Source organism: Bacillus cereus group sp. MYBK101-2, from assembly GCF_051918845.1.
Classification (GTDB): Bacteria; Bacillota; Bacilli; order Bacillales; family Bacillaceae_G; genus Bacillus_A; species Bacillus_A paranthracis.
The window spans coordinates 96,454-115,523 of sequence record NZ_JBQAIE010000003.1 but is presented as its reverse complement, the minus strand read 5'-3'; the positions used below and the strand labels follow the sequence as shown (position 1 = coordinate 115,523).

Sequence of the window (19,070 nt, the reverse complement as noted above, 5' to 3'; positions counted from 1 at the left end):
ATCTATCATTAGAAAAATTAGGTATAAATATATATTTATATGCAAAAGAGAGTGAATAAATGAAACCAACTATTAAAAATTACTTATTTTTACATGTAGCTTTTTTGATATATTCTATCATTATGGTTTACATGAAATGGGCGGCTAAATTTCCCATTGCTTCCATCTCATTTTTTATTGCTTATTTCGGACTAGTTATACTTTTATTTGGATATGCAATTTTATGGCAACAAGTAATTAAACATTTCGAAATATCAAAAGCATATTCACATCGCGGGATTATTATACTATGGTCAATGCTTTGGTCAGTATTTCTATTTGGAGATACGATTCAGTGGAATCATTTACTTGGTGCAGCTATTATTATCGTCGGAATTGTGGTGGTGACAAAAGATGAATAGTTATATGTTATTATTTATTTTCGGGATAATTTTAGCTAATTACTCACAAATATTATTAAAAAAAGCTACTTTGCAACAATACGATTCTAGAATAAAAGAATATGTGAATCCTTATGTTATTATCGGCTACTCTTTATTTGTAATTAACGCTGGATTAAATGTTATCGCCATGAAGGGCATGGCATTAAAACAAGCATCAGCATTAGAATCCTTAAGTTATATCATCATATTAATTTTCGGTTGGTATTTCCTAGGTGAAAAAATAACGAAACGTAAACTCATCGGCAACATGATTATTATCGTTGGTGTAATCGTTTATTGTATCCAATAGTAAAAGGCTCCGTTTATCACAAACGGAGCCTTTTACTATTGACCTAAATTTTGCACCTTCTCTTTCAAATCTCGAACTTGATCTACCGTCTGCATAAGCTCCGAGTTTTTAAACTCTTCTACATTCACTTTCCCTTCTTCTATTTTTGTCATCGCCGTATCAATTAACGTATTTAACTTTTCGTTATATCCGACGATTTGCTGATGAAGATCCTTTGCTACATCAGGCGGTGTTAATTCATTAAAAGCGGGTATATCTTGTTTAATTTCACTAAGCTTCGTTTCTAATTCTTTCCGGGCTTCGCTATCATTAACGGCTTTTTCAGCTAATGCTGGTGCATCATTTGCAAACGCACTTATTTCATTTACATAGTCTGTCGCTTTTTGAGCATAATCTATGGAGTTCTTTCCTTGTTCTACTAGCGAACATCCCATTAAGCCAATTGTAACTATAAATACTACTAAAGTTGATTTTATTTTCATTTTAGGCTCCCTTCGTCTTTATAATTGTCTGTAATTGTCTGTAAGTTTCTCTATCCTAACTTCTAGCTACATTACTTATAACCTTTTTTCAAATAGCTATTTACCCTCTTACATGCCCGATTACTGTTACAACATCTACTTCTATATGTACGCTAATAATATCTTCAATTATATCCGTATATCCTTGTCCTATAGCTGTTCCATAGTGTAATGTAAGCTCCTTCTTTTCATACACTGACTTTGGTACTGAAAAAATAAATCTCCTCAAATTTCTTTCATCAGCCGGTTCCATAATTAAAACAATCCCATCCTCATCAAACATATACGCTCGCCCTCCAACTTTACATTCACTATGGCTCAGTATTGCCTTGGTCAGCAAAATTTAAAACATAATACGTTTATATACACACTCTGCTGCACCATAAAAATAAAAAACATTCCTTCTTTTTTGTTAAGAATGAATGTTTTTTAAAAAATCAATTTCTAACTCCAGCATCTTTCTTTGACGAGGTTTTATTTTTCTTACGGGAACTCCAGCATAAATATACCAATCTTCTAAACTCTCTTTCACCATACTCATCGCACCTACTGCTGTGCCTTCTCCTATAGTTACATTTGGAAAAATAATAGAATCAGCGCCAATAATCGCATGTTTTTTAAAAATAACTTTTTCTGTTTCCACATTCCTATATTGATTCGGGACAGTTGGCCCCATTAAAGTATTTCCACTGAAATCATCAAGTACCGCATATACTAAGGTTTTAGCTGATATATTTGCAAAGTCATGCATTTCAATTCCAACTTCCCCTCCATATAACGCTGTATACGCTGATATATGCGAATAACTTCCAATTGTGATTTTGCCACTTAAAATGCAAAAATCATCAATTCTTACATGATTACCAACTGATATAACACCTGGATTATATATACTTGCTTTTTTACTAATCAATACATTTTTCCCAACAGATAAAAATCCAATTTTCTTTAGCTCTTCTTGACTATAAAAACTATTCATCTGCCGACACCACCTTCTGTCCTAAACAGATTACAATTTGTTCTACTATTTCTTTCGTCATTCCTTCCCATAAAGGCAAACTTACTATTCGTTTTGCTATTTTATTCGTTCTTGTTAAATCTGTAGACTTATAGTTTCTAAAAAGAACTTGTTGGTGGCAAGAGGGCGAAAAGTATAATCTAGCTTCTATTTTCTGTTTTTTCAGGTCTTCTATTACTTGTTTGTTGCGAACTTCTTCCGGACAAAGAATAGGCATAAATTGCTGAATAACTGCTTCTGTCTTTTGGAGTTGCCACCCTTTTTTCATTAACCCATTACTTTGTAACAATTGTTTATACCATTCAGAAATACGGGTGCGTTCTTTTAATTTGTCATCCCATTTTTTCATAGTTGCAATCCCAATCGCGGCCGCATATTCAGACATTTTACAATTTAACCCCATCATCGTACATTCACGATTTGTATCAAATCCGAAATTCCCCATTCTTTTAATATGTTGTATATCTTCTTCATTTTTACTATATATGAGCCCTCCTTCACCAATTCCGAAAGGCTTTGTTGCATGAAAGCTATATATGATCATTCCACTAAAATCTTGACCGTAATGCATCCCTCCATTCATTAATCCAAATCCCGGTGCCGCATCTACGACAACCGGAACACCTTTTTTCTCTAATTCTTCATATTCTTCTAAGTTCATCCATGAGCCAAAAGTTGCGTACGGGACAACAATCGCAACCTCTTCTTTTAATTCTTCAATCTTATCCCAGAGTACTGTTTTATCCATATACCAATCATCTATTGAAATATCAATAAAATAAGGTTCCAACCCACACCAAATAGCCGCTAATGGAGTTGCAGGGAATGTAAAACTAGGCATGAGGGCATACTTTCCTTTTTTTCTTTTCTTAAGTTGAATGGCCGCCATTAACCCTAACGTTGCGTTTGCTACTGTTGTAACAGCTCCCCTGTTCTGAAAAAATCCCGACATAATTGTTTGTTCAAAACGTTGATTTATAGGTCCATAATTCGTATATATGTGCGATGCATCAATTTCCTTCAATTCATCTAAATACTCAATTACTGGTACAGTTGAAGCACGTAAAAAAGGAATATTCTCCATATCTATTTATTCCTTCCTATCATTTTCGGACAATATAGAGCATATCTGTTTCAGATAATCCAAATTTCCTCGCACTTTTCATTCCTTGTCTTTCAGCTATGTTATATAATTCCACCTTAAATCCTGCATTCGTTAATCGTTGAATGAATCCCGATTGATTATAAATTCTCACATGATCTTCTTGACCAAAAGCTAATTTTCTCAATTGTGGTGTTACAATTAATTTATTCTCTATAATAGAATCTACATTCATTACAATTGGTACTTGAATAATTCCCCATCCATTTGGTTTTAAAACCCTATATAACTCTCGCATTGCTTTATCATCGTCAAGAACATGTTCTAATACATGGCTACATAAAATTACATCAAACGTATTACTATCATATGTAATACTTGTAACATCAATTTCCTTCATTAATGGATCCTTTGGTTCTATATCCCCACATACATACGTAATATTTTTATACTCGTTAAACCAATCCCTTAAATTTGCTTCAGGTGCAATATGAAGCATAGTATATTTTCTACTTAACAAGTCCGTTTCCGTTTCAATGTACGCACGATACAATCTTTCACGATCCATTGAACTACAAACTGGACATATCCCTGTATCTTTATTCCACATCTCAAATTTATATTTCGGAAAATCATAATGTGCTGGCCAAGGTAAAAATTTTTCAAATTGTTGATTGCAATATTGACAATAACAAGATTCTTTCTCAAACATATGAGCAACTAGCTTGTTTAATCCTTTTTTAATCTTTTCGTTATAAATTTGATCTACTTCTCCATTTCTTACTGCATCCTTAACTATAAATCCTGCATTTTCTAGACAATAAGATAGGCTCTCTTTATAATCCCTCTCAGAACTTAAAAAACCACTATTATATGCATCTATAATTAATTCAATCCACTCGTCAATTGTCATTAAAATAAAATGCATTTGTTTTTGATTTTGTCCACTATGTTGTCTAAAATAACTAAGAGGCTCTTTTATATAAACTACTTTCCCTTTCCTCATCATATCTAACCAAGTTGCAATGTCATTAATAGCAGAATAAGCCTTCCCTTTAAAATACCCAAACTTCCCTTCAAACATATCTCGATTAAATAGAACAGTTGTCGGCTCACCCACTATATTTTTTAAATTTTTCAATATGTAATTCCCTAACTCTTTTCCTTCAAAAAGTGTAGTTTCTTTCGCAATTTTCATATTCAAAGTTGAAGGTGGTAATATCTCTCCGTTCTCATCAATCAGTTCACGATAAGACGTCACAAATGAAATATTTTCTAACGTCAAAAAGTATTTCATCATTCTCTCGATCTTTTCATGATGAAATAAATCATCATCTAATAAAAAGTTTATATAATCCCCGTTCGCAAGTTCTATACACTTATTAAAGTTTTCAGCAACTAACGGAGTTTCATTTTTAACATATGTAATACACTCATATTCACGTAAATACGGTTGAATCATCGCATTGACTTCATTATTTGTACTGTCGTCAGAAATAATAATTTCAATATTTTCATATGTTTGATTCAGAGCGCTGTTAAGCGCCAATTCCAAGTAATACGGCCTATTGTACGCAGGAATCAGTATACTTACTTTCGGTAAAGGCGAATTATTATTTATATGTTGTTTTTTCTTTTCTATGTTTATTTTCTTTTCTTTAATTTTTTGATAATAGTCTAATGTATATAATATTGATGATGGAACTATCCTTCTTGCATAATCTAGAAAATTAGTTATCGCTTTATCTAACTCTTTTTCGTTAGATAAGAAACCATATTTTTCTCCTGCTAAAATACTATGTGAAAAATCTTCTAATCCATCCATCATTTTATTAGATTCATTTAACTGTTGATCTGGATGTAATCGAAAGTAACTAAGTGTCTCTGCTATATATACAGCTTTTCCTTTACTTAATAAAGATAACCATGAAGCTATATCTACGTTACATAAATACCGCCTCTTATCAAAAATCCCAAACGGTTCTTGTAAATCATTTTTACGAAATAAAACTGTTGTCGGTTCTCCAATATAATTTTTTTGATCCACAATTACCTTATTTCCTAATTCTGTTCCCGCTATAATGGTATCCTCTTCAAATAAACGGACAGTCGAATAAATATGTCGTAGCTCTTTCCCTTTATCATCAATGACTTGACGATGAGATGTTACAAGCTTAATTTCATTATCTAAATCATCGAAAAAATACTTCATCATTTTTTCAATTTTATTCACATGAAATACATCATCATCCATTAAAAAATTTATATATTCACCGTTCGCTTCATTAAATAACATGAGCGCATTTTCAAATTGTCCGAGAGTTGATCTGTTTTTTATATAAATAATATTTGAATGATCACATAAGTATTTTTGTAACACTTTTTCTGTTTCATCATTCGTGCTATCATCTCCAACTATAATTTCTATATTAGGGTACGTTTGTTCTAACACACTACATAGCGCCTTTTCAAAGTAACGAGGACGATTATACGTAGGAATTAATACACTTACCAACGGAAGTTGCTCTACCACCTCTTCAGTTCTTTCAATACGAGTTCTCATTTTAACTCTCTCACCTCTTCGCATATTATTTATATACGCGACACAAAAATCACATTACTTTAACTGTATGGAGCCTATATACTTTTATGCAAACATGAAACAAATTATCATACTTTTCGTTCCTGAATAAACATATTTAATAACATGGACATTTTATTTGCACCTTTTTTATTCATATGATCACTATCATAAAAATCATCATCGCAAAATAATGGTGAATCAAATAAATCTATAATTTGAAAAGAATATTGAGATTGAAAATCGTTCATAACATTATAAAAATCTTCTTTTAATTTCTTACTACTACAATTGAAATAATGTGAAGTAACAGGAAATACAACAATTAGTGGTTTTATATCATGTTTTAACAGTAATTCTAAATATTTTTTAAAAATTATTTTATTTTCAACTAAAGTTTGAGGATACGCCAATTTAGCATGTGAAGCCGCTCTTATTTTCCCGTGTTCTTCAAAAGGAATATGAAGAGGAGTAGTATTCCATTCAGCATTTATCCAGGGCAGTATCAATGATTCATCTTTTAGTTTATCTAATAAAATATATTCAAAATGCAAATTAAAAATAGAAAGAAGTGGTTTCGGAGTATTTAGATGGGAGAATCCATCAGTGGGTAGAGGAGAGTGAACTACAGTATGATGACCATCTTGAAACAATGGATAATATACTTTGTGAATTCTATATGCTTCAGATGATAACGACATGTCAAAGTAAAAAGAGAAATAGGCTATTCCTATCAAACAATATTGAAAGGAATGATCGTTTGATAGCAGTTGTGACGCTATTAAATAATCATAGTACAGGTCTTGCGATGGAAGTGTAAATTTTATTGACTTTTTTGAGAGGATCTCCGTACTTATACCACAATGCGGGTAAGATAAACCTGTCGCAAACAATTCATACGTTGGATCACTCTTTGCTTTTTTCATAGCAATATATAAAGACATAAGATCCGGATTTATTTGATAGATAGAAATTAATTTATTCCTCCATTCATACATGTATTTTGTTAAATTAATAATTTTTGAACTTTGCACGCCCCTATTTATCAATTCATTTGTAAGTTTTTCTGCGTCCATTCTCCAAATGACTATATATTGAAAAGAATTTTCTATTTGAACAATAGCTGAAACGTCTACAAGATGAACGATTGTTTTACATTTATTTTTGTCTAATGTATTTTGAATCTTCTCCCTTGATAATTCATCACTTAAAACAATAATTTTATACTGCTCCTTCACGTATATCCCCTCCATTATATGTATAATATGAAATTCATTTTTCATTCGTAACAATCCTATACATTTGCCATCCATCAAAAAAAAGAATAAAATAATCATTTCAAAATAAAAAATAGCTTCACCATTAGGCGTAGCTATTTTTACAATTATTACTTATTCAAACTATATTCCTTTATCTAACTCATATAGTCTTCGATACTTCTCATTTTCTTTCAGAAGTTGTTCATGACTACCTTGCATCACAATTTGACCACGATCAAGGAATATTACTTCATCAACATGCTCAATTCCTACAAGATGGTGCGTAATCCAAATTACTGTCTTTTCTTCCGTTGCAGAAAACATCGTTTCTATTAAAGATAATTCTGTCTTTGGATCTAAGCCGATTGTAGGTTCATCTAGTACAATGATTGGTGCTTCTTGCATTAGCGTTCTAGCAAAAGCAACTCGTTGTCTCTCCCCGCCAGAAAACCTTTTTCCCATCTCATGCATTTTCGTTTGTAATCCATCTGGAAGAGTAGCAATATGCGAAGCTAATTGTGCTTTCTCTAAAGCTTTCCATATCTCTTCATCCGTAGCCTCTGGTTTGCCGATTCGCACATTATTTCCAATTGTCGTATCAAATAAATGCGGCTTTTGATTCAATACAGAAATATATTTTGATAAAAGATTCGTATGAGCATGTTCACTATTCAATAAAACTTCACCATGTAATGGGCTTAGTGCACCTGTTAACAATTTTAACAAAGTAGATTTTCCAGTTCCGCTTCTTCCTAAAATGGCGATTTTTTTTCCTGCTTTTATTTGTAATGATACGTCTTTCAATACAACTTCATTACTATGTGGGTAACTATACGATACATGATTTAATTCAATGTCTATATGTTTAGATGCAATATAATCTTTATCTCTAGGTAATTCCTTTTCATCCTGTAAAACACCATTACCTTCTACTTGATTGAGACGATGTGCAGATTCTACATATGATGGAATTCGATCGATAGCATCTGAAAGAGGAATTAACGCGTTTGTGACAGATAACGTCATTAAGACGAAAGCTGCAATAACAGTAGGTGCAATCTGTTCACTTGCCACCTCATTTCCAGTCCATATGATCATTGAAATGACTACAATCCCTACTACTAATTGAATGATACTGTCCCGAATATGATTCCAGCGCTTCATTCTTTTCTCAATTTTTAACAACTGATCATTTTGCTCTACATACTTATCAATGAATTCATCTTTTCTACCACTTGCTTGCCAATCAGATAATCCAAAAACAGCATCTGTTAGTTGTTGGTACAAACGGTTTCTTCCTTGCTTTAAAGTAACATGATGTTTCTTCATTAAAAGTAATGATATAAATGGAAGAAGAAAAACGATAATAGCCAACATACATGCTGCAATAAGTGCAAACACTACGTCAAATGTACCGATAACAAGTACGAATATGCTATATACGACTAATGCTAATATGCTAGGAAATATTGTACGTAAATATAGGTTTTGTAAATGTTCTATATCTTCGGATAATACCCCTAACATATCACCCGTTTGGAATCGCGAACGGAAAAATAACGCCTGTGGTTCTACTATCCCATATAGTTTCGTTCTCATCTTTTCTAATATGCGTAATACAACATCGTGTCCAACTAAACGCTCTAAATAATGAAATACCGCTTGTCCTATACTAAACGCACGTGTTGCAACGATAGGTACATAAACTGCCATTACATTTTCTGGTCTAAGAGCAGATTTAGAGATTAAATAACCTGAAATAAAAAGTAACATCGCCCCTGAACTAACTCCAAGAAGACCAAGGAAAATAGTTACAGTCATTCTACCTTTATTTTGCTGTATATACGGTTTAATCCAGTTACTCATCTCTATCCCCTCTCTTTCCTAGGAAAATGTAATGCCTCATTCTTTAAAAGCTCTTCATACGTTCCACTTTCTATCATTTTCCCTTTATTTAAAATAAAAATATGATCCATCTGTTTCATCCAGTGAAGACGATGCGTTGCAAGAAATACTAACTTACCTTCAAACAGACGTAACATCGCTTGCTTTATTTCAAATTCAGTTTCAATATCAAGATGTGCTGTAGGCTCGTCTAATAAAATAATTGGCTTTTTACTTAAAAGGGCTCGTGCCATTGCGACACGTTGTTCTTGTCCGCCACTCAGCATACGCCCACCTTCTCCAATTCTTTCATACATTCCATTTGGAAGCGATGTAACAAGTGAACGAAGACCGACTTCATTAATAACTCTTTCCACTTCTTCATCAGTTGTATTTGTTTCATAGAAACAAATGTTATCTTTTAATGAAAGCGGGAAAATATAAGGTTGCTGCGGAATATAAGCAATATTCTTTTGCCACTCTTCACGAGTAGACCCGTCAATTTCCACACCATTTACAATCATCTTTCCACCCGAAGGAGTTAAAAACCCTGCTAATACGTCGATTAAAGTCGATTTCCCTGCCCCACTTTCACCAATTACACCTATAGCGCCAGTGCCTTTCCAAGTAAAATCAATTCCCTCTAATATAGCTTTTTCAGATTCATCATTCTTTACTTTTACATCTTGTAATTTCAAGTTACTAGTTGAATTCCATATTAAGTCTACATTAGATTCTTTCTTCCCTATTTCTTTTTGTCGCTGTAAAATCTCTTCTATTTGCTCCATTGCAAGTTGTCCATCTAACGTAGCATGATAATTTGCTCCAACTTGTTTAATCGGTAAGAAGTATTCCGGAGCTAAAATTAAAATCGTAAGGGCTGGCAATAGTACAATTGTTCCATCTATTAAACGTATCCCTAATCCGACCGCTACAAATGCAATTGATAAACTCGTAAAGAAATCTAATGCAAATGAAGAAAGAAAAGCAACCCGCAAAGTACGCATCGTTGCTTTTCTATATCTTTTACTTACTTTTTCAATCTTTCCTTCGTGTTGTTTACTTTGACCTAAATACTTTAATGTTTCTAATCCTTTTAGCGTATCTACAAAATGATTAGAAAGAACACGATATGTTTCATATTGGCTATCCGCCATTTTCTGCGCTGCTAATCCTAGTAGGATCATAAAAATAATTACGATAGGAATCGTTACAACTAAAATGATTCCTGACTCAATATCTAGTGTAAAAACATATAGTACAATTAGTCCTGGTACGATACTACTTCTAATCATTTTAGGAATTGTTAATTCAATATATGTTTTAAATTTCTCAATACCCTCTATCGATAAGGTAACCAGATGACCTGTTCCAACAGTTTGAACATACCGTGGCCCTAATGTGAAATACGCCTCTATTAATTGTTTTCTCAGTAGCGATCCTGTTTTTTCAGCGAAACGTTCCACTAATATTTGTGACATTCGAACTAGCAAATGACGTACTGCAAACGTGATTCCAAAATAAACAGTTTCATTTAACATAGATTGCACTGCTTCTCCCTGAAATAAAAACGTAATAGCCCTCGCTAAAAACACTGTTTGTGCAATAATACTAAAAGCTTCTAACATGCTAATGATTGTTAGCACTACATATAAAACTCGGCTACCAGGATACGACGGAAGTCCTCTTTTTCTTTTCATTAGTACTCCAAATCTTTATCTGACTTAACAGGTTGTCTAAACACATAGAAACTCCATATTTGACTTCCCAAAACAAATGGCAATATAGCAATTGAAAAATACGTCATCAGTTTTAGTGCATAATCGCCTGATGCTGCATTATAAATTGTCAAATCGTATATTGACCCTAACGAGCTAATTAAGACACGTGGGAACATGCCAGCAAACACACTTGCACTTAGTAAAATGATTGTTAAACTTGTCATAAAGAAAGCCCAACCATCTCTTCTTCTTTTGTTTAATAATGTTGACGCACATAACGCTACAAAAGCTCCGATTGGAACCATAATCCACTCTGTACCATGACCAGTGAAAATATCTGTTTTCCATAACCCTACACCGGCAAAAATAAGAAGTGCTATAATTGCAAGTGGTGCAATTTTCAACGCAGCAATACGTGCACGTTCTCTTAACTTACCTGTTGTACGTATAGTAAGGAATTGCAATCCGTGAACAATACATAACAGAAGAAACATAACTCCTCCAAGTAACGCAAATGGATGAAGTAATTGTAAGAATCCACCTACAGCATTTTTAGTCTCATCAATTGGAATACCTACCATAAAGTTAGCAATGGCAACTCCCCAAAGGATAGGAGGTAGTAAACTCCCTAAAAACATACCCCAATCCCAAAAACCTTTCCATTTATGATTATCTATTTTCGCACGGAATTTAAAAGAAACACCTCGTATAATTAAAGCGAGAAGCATAAATACAAACGGAATGTAAAACCCGCTAAATAAAGTTGCATACCAGTGCGGGAATGCTGCGAACATAGCGCCACCTGCACAAACAAGCCATACTTCATTCGCGTGCCAGAATGGACCAATTGTATTTAAATATATTCTTTTCTCTAAATCGTTTTCTCCTAAAAACCTTGAAACTATACCTACACCGAAATCGAAACCTTCAAGAACAAAGAAACCTACGAATAAAATTGCAATAATAATAAACCACAACTCATTAAGAGATAACATACTCATCCTCCTTATCAAATGGATCATGGCTTTGAGAATCCTGTTTCGCTTTCTTATTCTCATGTCCTTTAATAATACGAACGAATAAGTAAACTGTAATTCCACCTATAATTAAATATAATGATGTGAACGAAACTAAAGAGAATAGCACTTCTCCGAACGTAACATTTGGAGATACAGCATCTTCCGTTTTCATAACACCGAAAACTACCCAAGGTTGACGTCCCATTTCAGTCATAATCCATCCTACTGTATTACCGATAAACGGTAGTGAAATTGCATACACCATTAATTTTAAATACCAAGTTTTTTCAACTAATCGATCTTTTCTTGATAAGAACCATCCGTACGCTCCTAGAAGAAGCATAAATGTTCCACTCATTACCATCGCTCTAAAACTCCAGAACATCGTGTGTACTGGTGGAATATAATCTCCAGGCCCATATTTTTCTTCATATTGCTTTTGAATTTGATTCATCCCTTCTACTTGACCGCTAAATTTATCATATGATAATAGACTTAGCATATAAGGGATTTGAATTTCAAACGAATTTTCTTTCTTCTCTGCATCAATTTTCGCAAATACTGTAAATGGCGCTGGATCTTCACTCGTATTCCATAATGCTTCAGCTGCTGCCATTTTCATTGGGTGTGTCTTAATTAATTGTTGCGCTTGCGCATGACCGAAGAATAATACTAGCGCAGTTGTAAGTGTTCCAACAATGATAGAAATGCGGAATGATTTTTTAAACACTTCCGTTTCTTGCGCTTTCGTTATTTTCCATGCACTCACACCTGCAATAAAGAATGCACCAGTTGCAATTGCCGCTGTAATGGTATGCGGGAATTGTACCCATAATTGTGGGTTTTGAATGATTGCTAAGAAATCATTCATTTGTGCACGTCCATCTGCTGCCATTTCATATCCTACTGGCGATTGCATAAATGCACTTGCAGTTAAAATCCAAAATGCTGATAACATTGTTCCAATTGAAAGGAGCCAAATACATAAAAGGTGAATTCGCTTCGGTAATTTATCCTCACCGAATACCCATAAACCTAAAAATGTAGACTCAATGAAAAATGCTAATAAACCTTCAATTGCAAGTGATGGACCAAACACATCACCTACGAAACGTGAATAGGTTGACCAGTTCATACCAAACTGGAACTCTTGTAGAATACCAGTTACTACACCTACCGCAAAGTTAACAAGGAATATTTGCGTCCAAAACTTCGTCATCTTCTTATAAATTTCTTGTCCCTTTACTACATATAACGTTTGCATTAACGCAATGATAAAAGCTAAACCAATAGACAGCGGAACAAAAAAGTAATGGAAAATCGTTGTTGATGCGAATTGTATTCGTGCCAATTCGAGCGTTTCCATACTACAATCACTTCCTTCATAGTTTTTATAATAAAAGTTAATTGAGCAATCTTATCAAGCTCAATTATTAAGAAATACGAAAAGACAAAAACATTTTGTATGTATTGTCGAAAAATACGAAGTTTCAGTTTTTCAAACTATTTTAATGCTATTTTTTACCTTTTCACTATTTCTGTAGTGTTTTATTCGTTAATCGAATTGTATAATATACCTGCATAGTAAATTCAGCTGATTTTTGACGTATTATTGACATCATTTTGTCTGAAATATGTCTTTTGGTATTTTTTTGAATTAGATTTTTCTTATCGATAAAATGTGTTTTTTTAATATGAGACTTATCTTTGCATCAATAAAATAATCGTTCCTCTCTTTATACACTTGACTTTCCCACGAAAAAATGTCCTATTAACCAATGGATAATTTCGTTGTTTTTTTGTCAAGAGAAAAATGTATTTCTAAAATTCAAACATGAAATATTGTTATTCAAAAATAGGAAATAACCTCCTCTTTTCAGATTAAAAATTCACTTTTTTGTCATTTTTTCAAACTAAAATAAATTAAAAAATACCGAGAATCGATTAGACTCTCGGTATTTTTTAATTTATTTTGCTGTATGTTTTCTAATAGCCGGTAAAATTTCAGTAGCAATTAATTCGATGTTTTTCTCAATTTTATCAAATGGTACGCCACCAAAATCAATTTGTGCCATAAAGCGTTGTTGCCCAAATAATTCATATTGGTAAAGCATTTTTTCAATAATTTGTTGCGGGCTACCAACCATTAACGCGTCACGGTAATCTATTGCATTTGTAAATTGTTGTTTCGGATACCCGCCACCGCGTAGCGTAAGCATACCAGCATTAATGTGAGGGTAGTATTCACTAAGTGCATCTTGTGAATTTTTCGCTGTATAAAATAAACTCGTTGTTGCAACTGGCAAACTCGCTGGATTAAATCCACTTTGAGCAGCCGCCTCACGGTAAGCATCTACTGATCCTTTAAAGTTAATAGCTGGGCCACCTAGTGTTGTTATCATCATTGGTACACCTGCACGTCCTGCTTTAATCGCACTAGCTGGTGGGCCACCAACTGCACGCCAAATTGGTAAGTTATTATTTTTAGCTCTTGGAATAACCGATGCATGCGCAAGCGGTGCTCTGAACTGTCCATTCCATGTTACATGTTCCTCTTTATTAATTTTTAATAAAAGATCCATCTTCTCTTCAAATAACTCTTCATAATCATTCACATCATAACCAAGTAAACTATATCCCCCAATACGAGATCCACGACCAGCCACAATTTCTGCACGTCCATTAGAAATCAAATCAAGTGTAGCAAAGTCCTCGTATACTCGTACCGGATCAGATGTACTTATTATCGTTGCTGAACTTGCAATTTTTATATTTTTCGTTGCTTGCGCAATCGCTCCTAAAATAACTGTATGAGCTTGCGTTGTAAAGTGTGTTTGATGACTTTCACCGACAGCAAATACATCAAGTCCAGCTTCATCCGCTAACTTTGCTGTTTTAATTAATTCATGAATTCTTTGTTCAGCACTAATTTTCTCTCCGTTATGTGGATTTAAAACATGATCCCCAATTGAATATAATCCAAACTCCATTCCTTTACTTGTATTCATACAGTATTTTTCCATCATTACTCTCTCCTTTAATGAAGTGTTATTAGTTTCTCTTTTAAAAACTTTTGTAAGTCCAATGTTTTTCTCTATTGTTTACAACATCACTTGATTAGTCAATTGATGTTGTAAAAAAAATTACTCTTTCGGTAATTCTTTTTTTTCACTGTGCTTATGAACTTTCGTCATTAGCTCGTATAATATTTTCTGTTCTTCTTCATTCAATACATCATCAAAAAAAGATGATTGAAATGCAAGTTGCTCTGGCAATGCTTTCTCTAAGGCAGCTTCCCCTTGCTCTGTCAGACTAATTGTTTTCGTTTTCCAATCTTGTTTTCGTACTATATATCCTTCTTTTTCAAGACGCGTTAACATTCGAGAAATGCCGCCTTGTGTAACAGTTACCTTTTCAGCTAACTCCATTTGTGTTAGTGGTTGATACGTACGTATTTGCAAAAGCACATCAAATTGAGCAGTCGTTAAATCAAAACGTTTTAAAAACTCATTTGACATCTGATTACTTTGGTTCGTAAATCGTATTAAACGTAACCATATTAATGATCCTATCGTATTATCACGCATGTTTGATCACTTCCTATCGTAAATCTTACTATCACTTTACTACGCAAGTGATAAAAAAGCAAGAGAAAAAGTGAAAAATATCTCATTAAAGTATTACATAAATAACGATAAGAAAGAATTCATGTTTAAATGAATTCTTTCTTATCGTTATTCTTAACTTTCCATATCATTCATTGCTATATGTAAAGCGCCTACTGCTTTGGGCCAACCAACATAAAAAGCCATATGTGTTATTAATGCAATCATTTCATTTTCTTTAATTCCATTTTGTTTGGCCAGTCGCAAATGAAATGGTAATTGTTCTGTATTACCAAGACTGATTAATACCGACACTGTACATAAACTCCTTTCTCTTAATGTTAAAGTGTCATCTCGCCACACTTCCTCGAACAATATTTTTTCACTATAATGAGCAAATGCAGGTGCCTTTTCTCTCATTTTCTCTTGAATACAATATTCAATGGATTCATTCATCATTTCACTCCCCCTTCACTTTTACCAATTGCGCCAATCCTTGACCAAACGACCAATTTTCAGCGGCTGTCTCGTTAAGTGTAATAAAAATGTCTACACTTTTTATACTAGAACATTCAGAAACCCTCAAAGATATTGACTGATACAGATCGCGTTTCTGCTTTATCGTTCTTCCTGGTCCACATGTGATAGAAACATACATCATATTCTCTGTTCTCTTTTCTCCTCTTTCTAATAAATAATATGGATCATATAAAAAATGATTTTGTTGATAAGGTACAAACATTTCAAAAAAATCATTTTCAGGGATGTTAAAATGTTTAATTAATGAAAGATGAATACATTCACCTATCTTTTTCAATTCTTCTTCATTTAATATATTTTCATGATAATAAACGTTCACAAAAGGCATATATTTTCACCCCCTTTACTTAATTTAGCATTCAACAAGATATCATTGTGAAATGTGCAAAATCTCATATACTGTAGTACCTTTATTCGTTACCATATCAGGCTTTTCTTCATAAAAATTAAACTTACTATATCCCCATTTATCTGGATTATATACTATTACATTTCCTAAACAATTTTCTACCTTTTGATCCACAATGATAGATTGAATCCCACTCAATGATTCACTTGCAGAAATACTTCCTTCATATTCAACAACATATCTACATTTCTTAAAATCACCCTTTACATTAACAACTAATGGAACACCTATATTTATTTGTTGCCATCCAAAAGATTGTAAAATATTATCGTAATACCCTTCAAAGATAAATTTGTTCATTCCTTCATGACCATTCCAAATATATAAAGGTGCATAACAGTTATAGAAATTTCCGTCCTTATCTGCCTCAGTAATTAAATAAGCTTTAAAATTCAGGTCTTGAAAACCATCCGTTTTATACCCATTATCCTTTACCCTTTTCTTAATAATCTCCATATCATAATCTTTCGGCAAAATGACCTTATATTGCATTCCAATCATGTTTATCACTCACTTTCCATCTTATATACACAATGATAAACCGATGATTGACTAACGTAAAATAGGTATAAATTATGTTTGGTATCATTTAAAAATGATAAATTAGTACCAATTGAAGATGTTCCAATTGAGAAATTAGCTGTTCATTTCTTTACGAATCAAAATTCTTTCAAACAAATCCCTGATGAACTATTTAATTAATATAATATTTATAAAAGAACTAAATTTACATACAGCAATAAAAATCCCTCCTTTCCGAATCTAAAAGAGGGATTTTCATATTCTATACAATTGATTTTTCACACATTTTGCTCCACTTCTGCACTTTTCTCCTTCTTATTCCGTTTCATATTCTTCAGTCCCTTAACCGTGCCAACTAATCCTTTCGGGAAAACTAGCAATACGATAATGTACAATACACCAAGAATAATCGTCCATCGCTCAAAGATCGGATACTCTGTAGCTAGTTCTGATAAATAATATTTTAGGGATTCAATAATTCCAGCTCCTGCAATGGCTCCTATTAACGTTCCAACGCCTCCAATCATCGTCATCAACAATGCATTTAATGTCATTTCAATTGAAAATACAGTTGTATTAACAAAGCGTAAAGTGATAACAAATAAACCACCGCTAATTGCAGCTACTACTCCTGCAACAATGCTAGCAATAATTTTATAATGAAGAACTTTATATCCTAGTGCTTCAACACGTTGCTCGTTTTGTGAAATTGCCTTTAATACTTTTCCAATAGAAGATTTTGTGAAAAGACGTAACAGAACAAAAATGATAAGTAAACATATAAGTGTTACATAATAAAACGTAAAACGATCACGAAATACGTCTGGTACACCAAATGTAAAACCATCTCCTCCGTGAGTGAGCCCACGCCATTTTTCAGCAAGTACGAAAAACAACTGTGAAATAGCAAGTGTTAACATTGCATAAAAATGACTTTTCAGCCGTAAAGAAAGCAAACCAATTATATAACTAACAATGGCTGAAATGATAATTGCAGCTACTATCCCTATTAAAAAGTTCGTTATGGATACTCCTTGTCGATCAAATAAAAGTGCTACGCCATATGCTCCTATTCCAAAGAACATACAATGGCCGAATGATACAATTCCTGTATATCCAAGCAATACATCAAAACTCATTGCAAAAATAGCAAAGATGAAGATTTGAGTGAACAAAATTAACAAGCTCCGTGAATCATTTACGAATGGAAATACACTTAAACAAATGAGCATACATACTCCGAAGTATACTTTAATTCGATTTGATGTGCTGTTCACCATTTCACCCCTTTTCACCAACAAGTCCATTTGGCTTCACGATTAAGAAAAACAGTAGCATTAACATATTGATTGCAAGTGATAAATCCGGTATAAAATACGCTGTAAAAGCACCCGCCAATCCGACAATTAAAGAAGCGATTGCTGAACCTTGTACGCTTCCTAACCCTCCAATGATTACTACTATGAAAGCCAAAATCGCATACTGCATACCCATCTCGGCGAAAATAACGCCTGAATACGGTGCTAATAAGAAGCCTCCCAACGCTGCCATTCCTGCGCCTAATAAAAAGACGAAAGAAAATATCGCTTTTACGTTAATACCGAGCGCTTGAACCATCTCTTTATCCATTACGCCTGCGCGTATCATAAGACCTATCTTTGTTTTTTTGAGCAATAATAATAATGCAATGTATATGATAACCCCAATTATGATAACGAATAGACGATATTTAATTAATATAACGCCTCCGAACGTAAAACTTCCTTGTAGCCATAACGGTAACTTTGCCCCAATTGGATTTGGTCCCCAAAATACTTTAATACATTCACTAAGTACAAGCATTCCTCCAAGCGTAACAAGCAGCTGTCGAACATGATTTCCATATACCGGTCTAATAAGGAATCTTTCTAAAATAAATCCAAGGAACATTCCCATAGCTATTGCTCCAATTAAAGCTAACACATAACTCCCTGTCATATTAAATAGCCAAACACCTGTAAACGCTCCCCACGCAAATAAACCACCATGTGCGAAGTTTAGAACACTCATTAAACCGAAAATAAGTGAAAGACCTGATGCTAATAAAAAAATGAGCATCCCTGTTGAAATCCCATTTACAAATAAATTGATTAACACATCCATCCTTCTCACCCCGGA

Annotated in this window: 19 protein-coding genes and 1 pseudogene; 3 read left to right on the top strand and 17 right to left on the bottom strand. The window is 33.4% G+C overall.

Annotation, left to right across the window (positions count from 1 at the left end; genetic code table 11):
• The first annotated feature begins 59 nt into the window (after window positions 1-59).
• The gene (locus ACTFSI_RS09770) at window positions 60-401 is read left to right on the top strand and encodes an EamA family transporter (RefSeq protein ID WP_000805122.1); all 342 of its coding nucleotides are present in this window, start codon (window positions 60-62) and stop codon (window positions 399-401) included.
• Window positions 394-732 (top strand): EamA family transporter, encoded by a 339-nt coding sequence (locus ACTFSI_RS09765; RefSeq protein ID WP_001089868.1) that lies wholly within the window; start codon window positions 394-396, stop codon window positions 730-732. Before ACTFSI_RS09770 ends, ACTFSI_RS09765 begins: the two co-directional genes overlap by 8 nt.
• Window positions 733-767: 35 nt before the next feature.
• Here the strand turns inward: ACTFSI_RS09765 and ACTFSI_RS09760 are convergent, their stop codons facing one another.
• From ACTFSI_RS09760 to ACTFSI_RS09690, 15 genes are all read right to left on the bottom strand, one after another.
• Complete coding sequence (locus ACTFSI_RS09760; protein ID WP_138322140.1) at window positions 768-1,214, bottom strand: DUF6376 family protein; 447 nt, start codon at window positions 1,212-1,214, stop codon at window positions 768-770.
• Window positions 1,215-1,314: 100 nt separating this feature from the next.
• Complete coding sequence (locus ACTFSI_RS09755; protein ID WP_046197646.1) at window positions 1,315-1,536, bottom strand: hypothetical protein; 222 nt, start codon at window positions 1,534-1,536, stop codon at window positions 1,315-1,317.
• 129 nt (window positions 1,537-1,665) lie between these two features.
• Window positions 1,666-2,232, bottom strand: coding sequence for an acyltransferase (locus tag ACTFSI_RS09750; protein ID WP_001084179.1), 567 nt, complete (start codon window positions 2,230-2,232; stop codon window positions 1,666-1,668).
• Window positions 2,225-3,355: an aminotransferase class I/II-fold pyridoxal phosphate-dependent enzyme gene (locus tag ACTFSI_RS09745; RefSeq protein WP_440045366.1), complete on the bottom strand. Its 1,131-nt coding sequence runs from the start codon at window positions 3,353-3,355 to the stop codon at window positions 2,225-2,227. The genes ACTFSI_RS09750 and ACTFSI_RS09745 overlap by 8 nt, the downstream gene beginning before the upstream one ends.
• 19 nt (window positions 3,356-3,374) lie before the next feature.
• Window positions 3,375-5,936, bottom strand: coding sequence for a glycosyltransferase (locus ACTFSI_RS09740; RefSeq protein ID WP_440045365.1), 2,562 nt, complete (start codon window positions 5,934-5,936; stop codon window positions 3,375-3,377).
• Between the two features lie 107 nt (window positions 5,937-6,043).
• A complete protein-coding gene (locus tag ACTFSI_RS09735) occupies window positions 6,044-7,192 on the bottom strand; it encodes a hypothetical protein (protein ID WP_139895570.1) in 1,149 nt (382 codons plus the stop codon).
• Between the two features lie 162 nt (window positions 7,193-7,354).
• A complete protein-coding gene (gene cydC / locus ACTFSI_RS09730) occupies window positions 7,355-9,079 on the bottom strand; it encodes a thiol reductant ABC exporter subunit CydC (RefSeq protein WP_440045364.1) in 1,725 nt (574 codons plus the stop codon).
• A gap of 2 nt (window positions 9,080-9,081) precedes the next feature.
• On the bottom strand, window positions 9,082-10,797 hold the full coding sequence (gene cydD, locus ACTFSI_RS09725) for a thiol reductant ABC exporter subunit CydD (protein ID WP_044790405.1): 1,716 nt from the start codon (window positions 10,795-10,797) through the stop codon (window positions 9,082-9,084).
• Window positions 10,797-11,813 carry a cytochrome d ubiquinol oxidase subunit II gene (cydB, locus tag ACTFSI_RS09720; protein ID WP_000950061.1) on the bottom strand — a complete coding sequence of 339 codons (1,017 nt, stop codon included), beginning with the start codon at window positions 11,811-11,813 and terminating at the stop codon, window positions 10,797-10,799. Before cydB ends, cydD begins: the two co-directional genes overlap by 1 nt.
• Window positions 11,800-13,203 (bottom strand): cytochrome ubiquinol oxidase subunit I, encoded by a 1,404-nt coding sequence (gene cydA / locus ACTFSI_RS09715; RefSeq protein WP_000448885.1) that lies wholly within the window; start codon window positions 13,201-13,203, stop codon window positions 11,800-11,802. Before cydA ends, cydB begins: the two co-directional genes overlap by 14 nt.
• A 601-nt stretch (window positions 13,204-13,804) precedes the next feature.
• Window positions 13,805-14,860 (bottom strand): LLM class flavin-dependent oxidoreductase, encoded by a 1,056-nt coding sequence (locus ACTFSI_RS09710; protein WP_440045363.1) that lies wholly within the window; start codon window positions 14,858-14,860, stop codon window positions 13,805-13,807.
• A gap of 120 nt (window positions 14,861-14,980) precedes the next feature.
• On the bottom strand, window positions 14,981-15,424 hold the full coding sequence (locus ACTFSI_RS09705; protein ID WP_001205516.1) for a MarR family winged helix-turn-helix transcriptional regulator: 444 nt from the start codon (window positions 15,422-15,424) through the stop codon (window positions 14,981-14,983).
• 153 nt (window positions 15,425-15,577) lie between these two features.
• A complete protein-coding gene (locus tag ACTFSI_RS09700; protein ID WP_000980847.1) occupies window positions 15,578-15,901 on the bottom strand; it encodes a carboxymuconolactone decarboxylase family protein in 324 nt (107 codons plus the stop codon).
• A gap of 1 nt (window position 15,902) precedes the next feature.
• Window positions 15,903-16,310: a tautomerase family protein gene (locus ACTFSI_RS09695; protein ID WP_440045362.1), complete on the bottom strand. Its 408-nt coding sequence runs from the start codon at window positions 16,308-16,310 to the stop codon at window positions 15,903-15,905.
• A 42-nt stretch (window positions 16,311-16,352) separates the two neighbouring features.
• Complete coding sequence (locus tag ACTFSI_RS09690) at window positions 16,353-16,892, bottom strand: DUF4865 family protein (protein ID WP_044790407.1); 540 nt, start codon at window positions 16,890-16,892, stop codon at window positions 16,353-16,355.
• A gap of 87 nt (window positions 16,893-16,979) precedes the next feature.
• On the opposite strand from ACTFSI_RS09690, the pseudogene ACTFSI_RS09685 reads away from it, so the two are divergent.
• A pseudogene (locus ACTFSI_RS09685) lies at window positions 16,980-17,093 on the top strand (LysR family transcriptional regulator); the annotation flags it as partial.
• A 98-nt stretch (window positions 17,094-17,191) separates the two neighbouring features.
• On the opposite strand, the gene ACTFSI_RS09680 reads toward ACTFSI_RS09685, so the two are convergent.
• Both ACTFSI_RS09680 and ACTFSI_RS09675 read right to left on the bottom strand, forming a co-directional pair.
• On the bottom strand, window positions 17,192-18,145 hold the full coding sequence (locus ACTFSI_RS09680; RefSeq protein ID WP_061536843.1) for a branched-chain amino acid ABC transporter permease: 954 nt from the start codon (window positions 18,143-18,145) through the stop codon (window positions 17,192-17,194).
• A gap of 49 nt (window positions 18,146-18,194) precedes the next feature.
• On the bottom strand, window positions 18,195-19,055 hold the full coding sequence (locus ACTFSI_RS09675) for a branched-chain amino acid ABC transporter permease (protein WP_000382789.1): 861 nt from the start codon (window positions 19,053-19,055) through the stop codon (window positions 18,195-18,197).
• Between the last annotated feature and the right edge of the window lie 15 nt (window positions 19,056-19,070).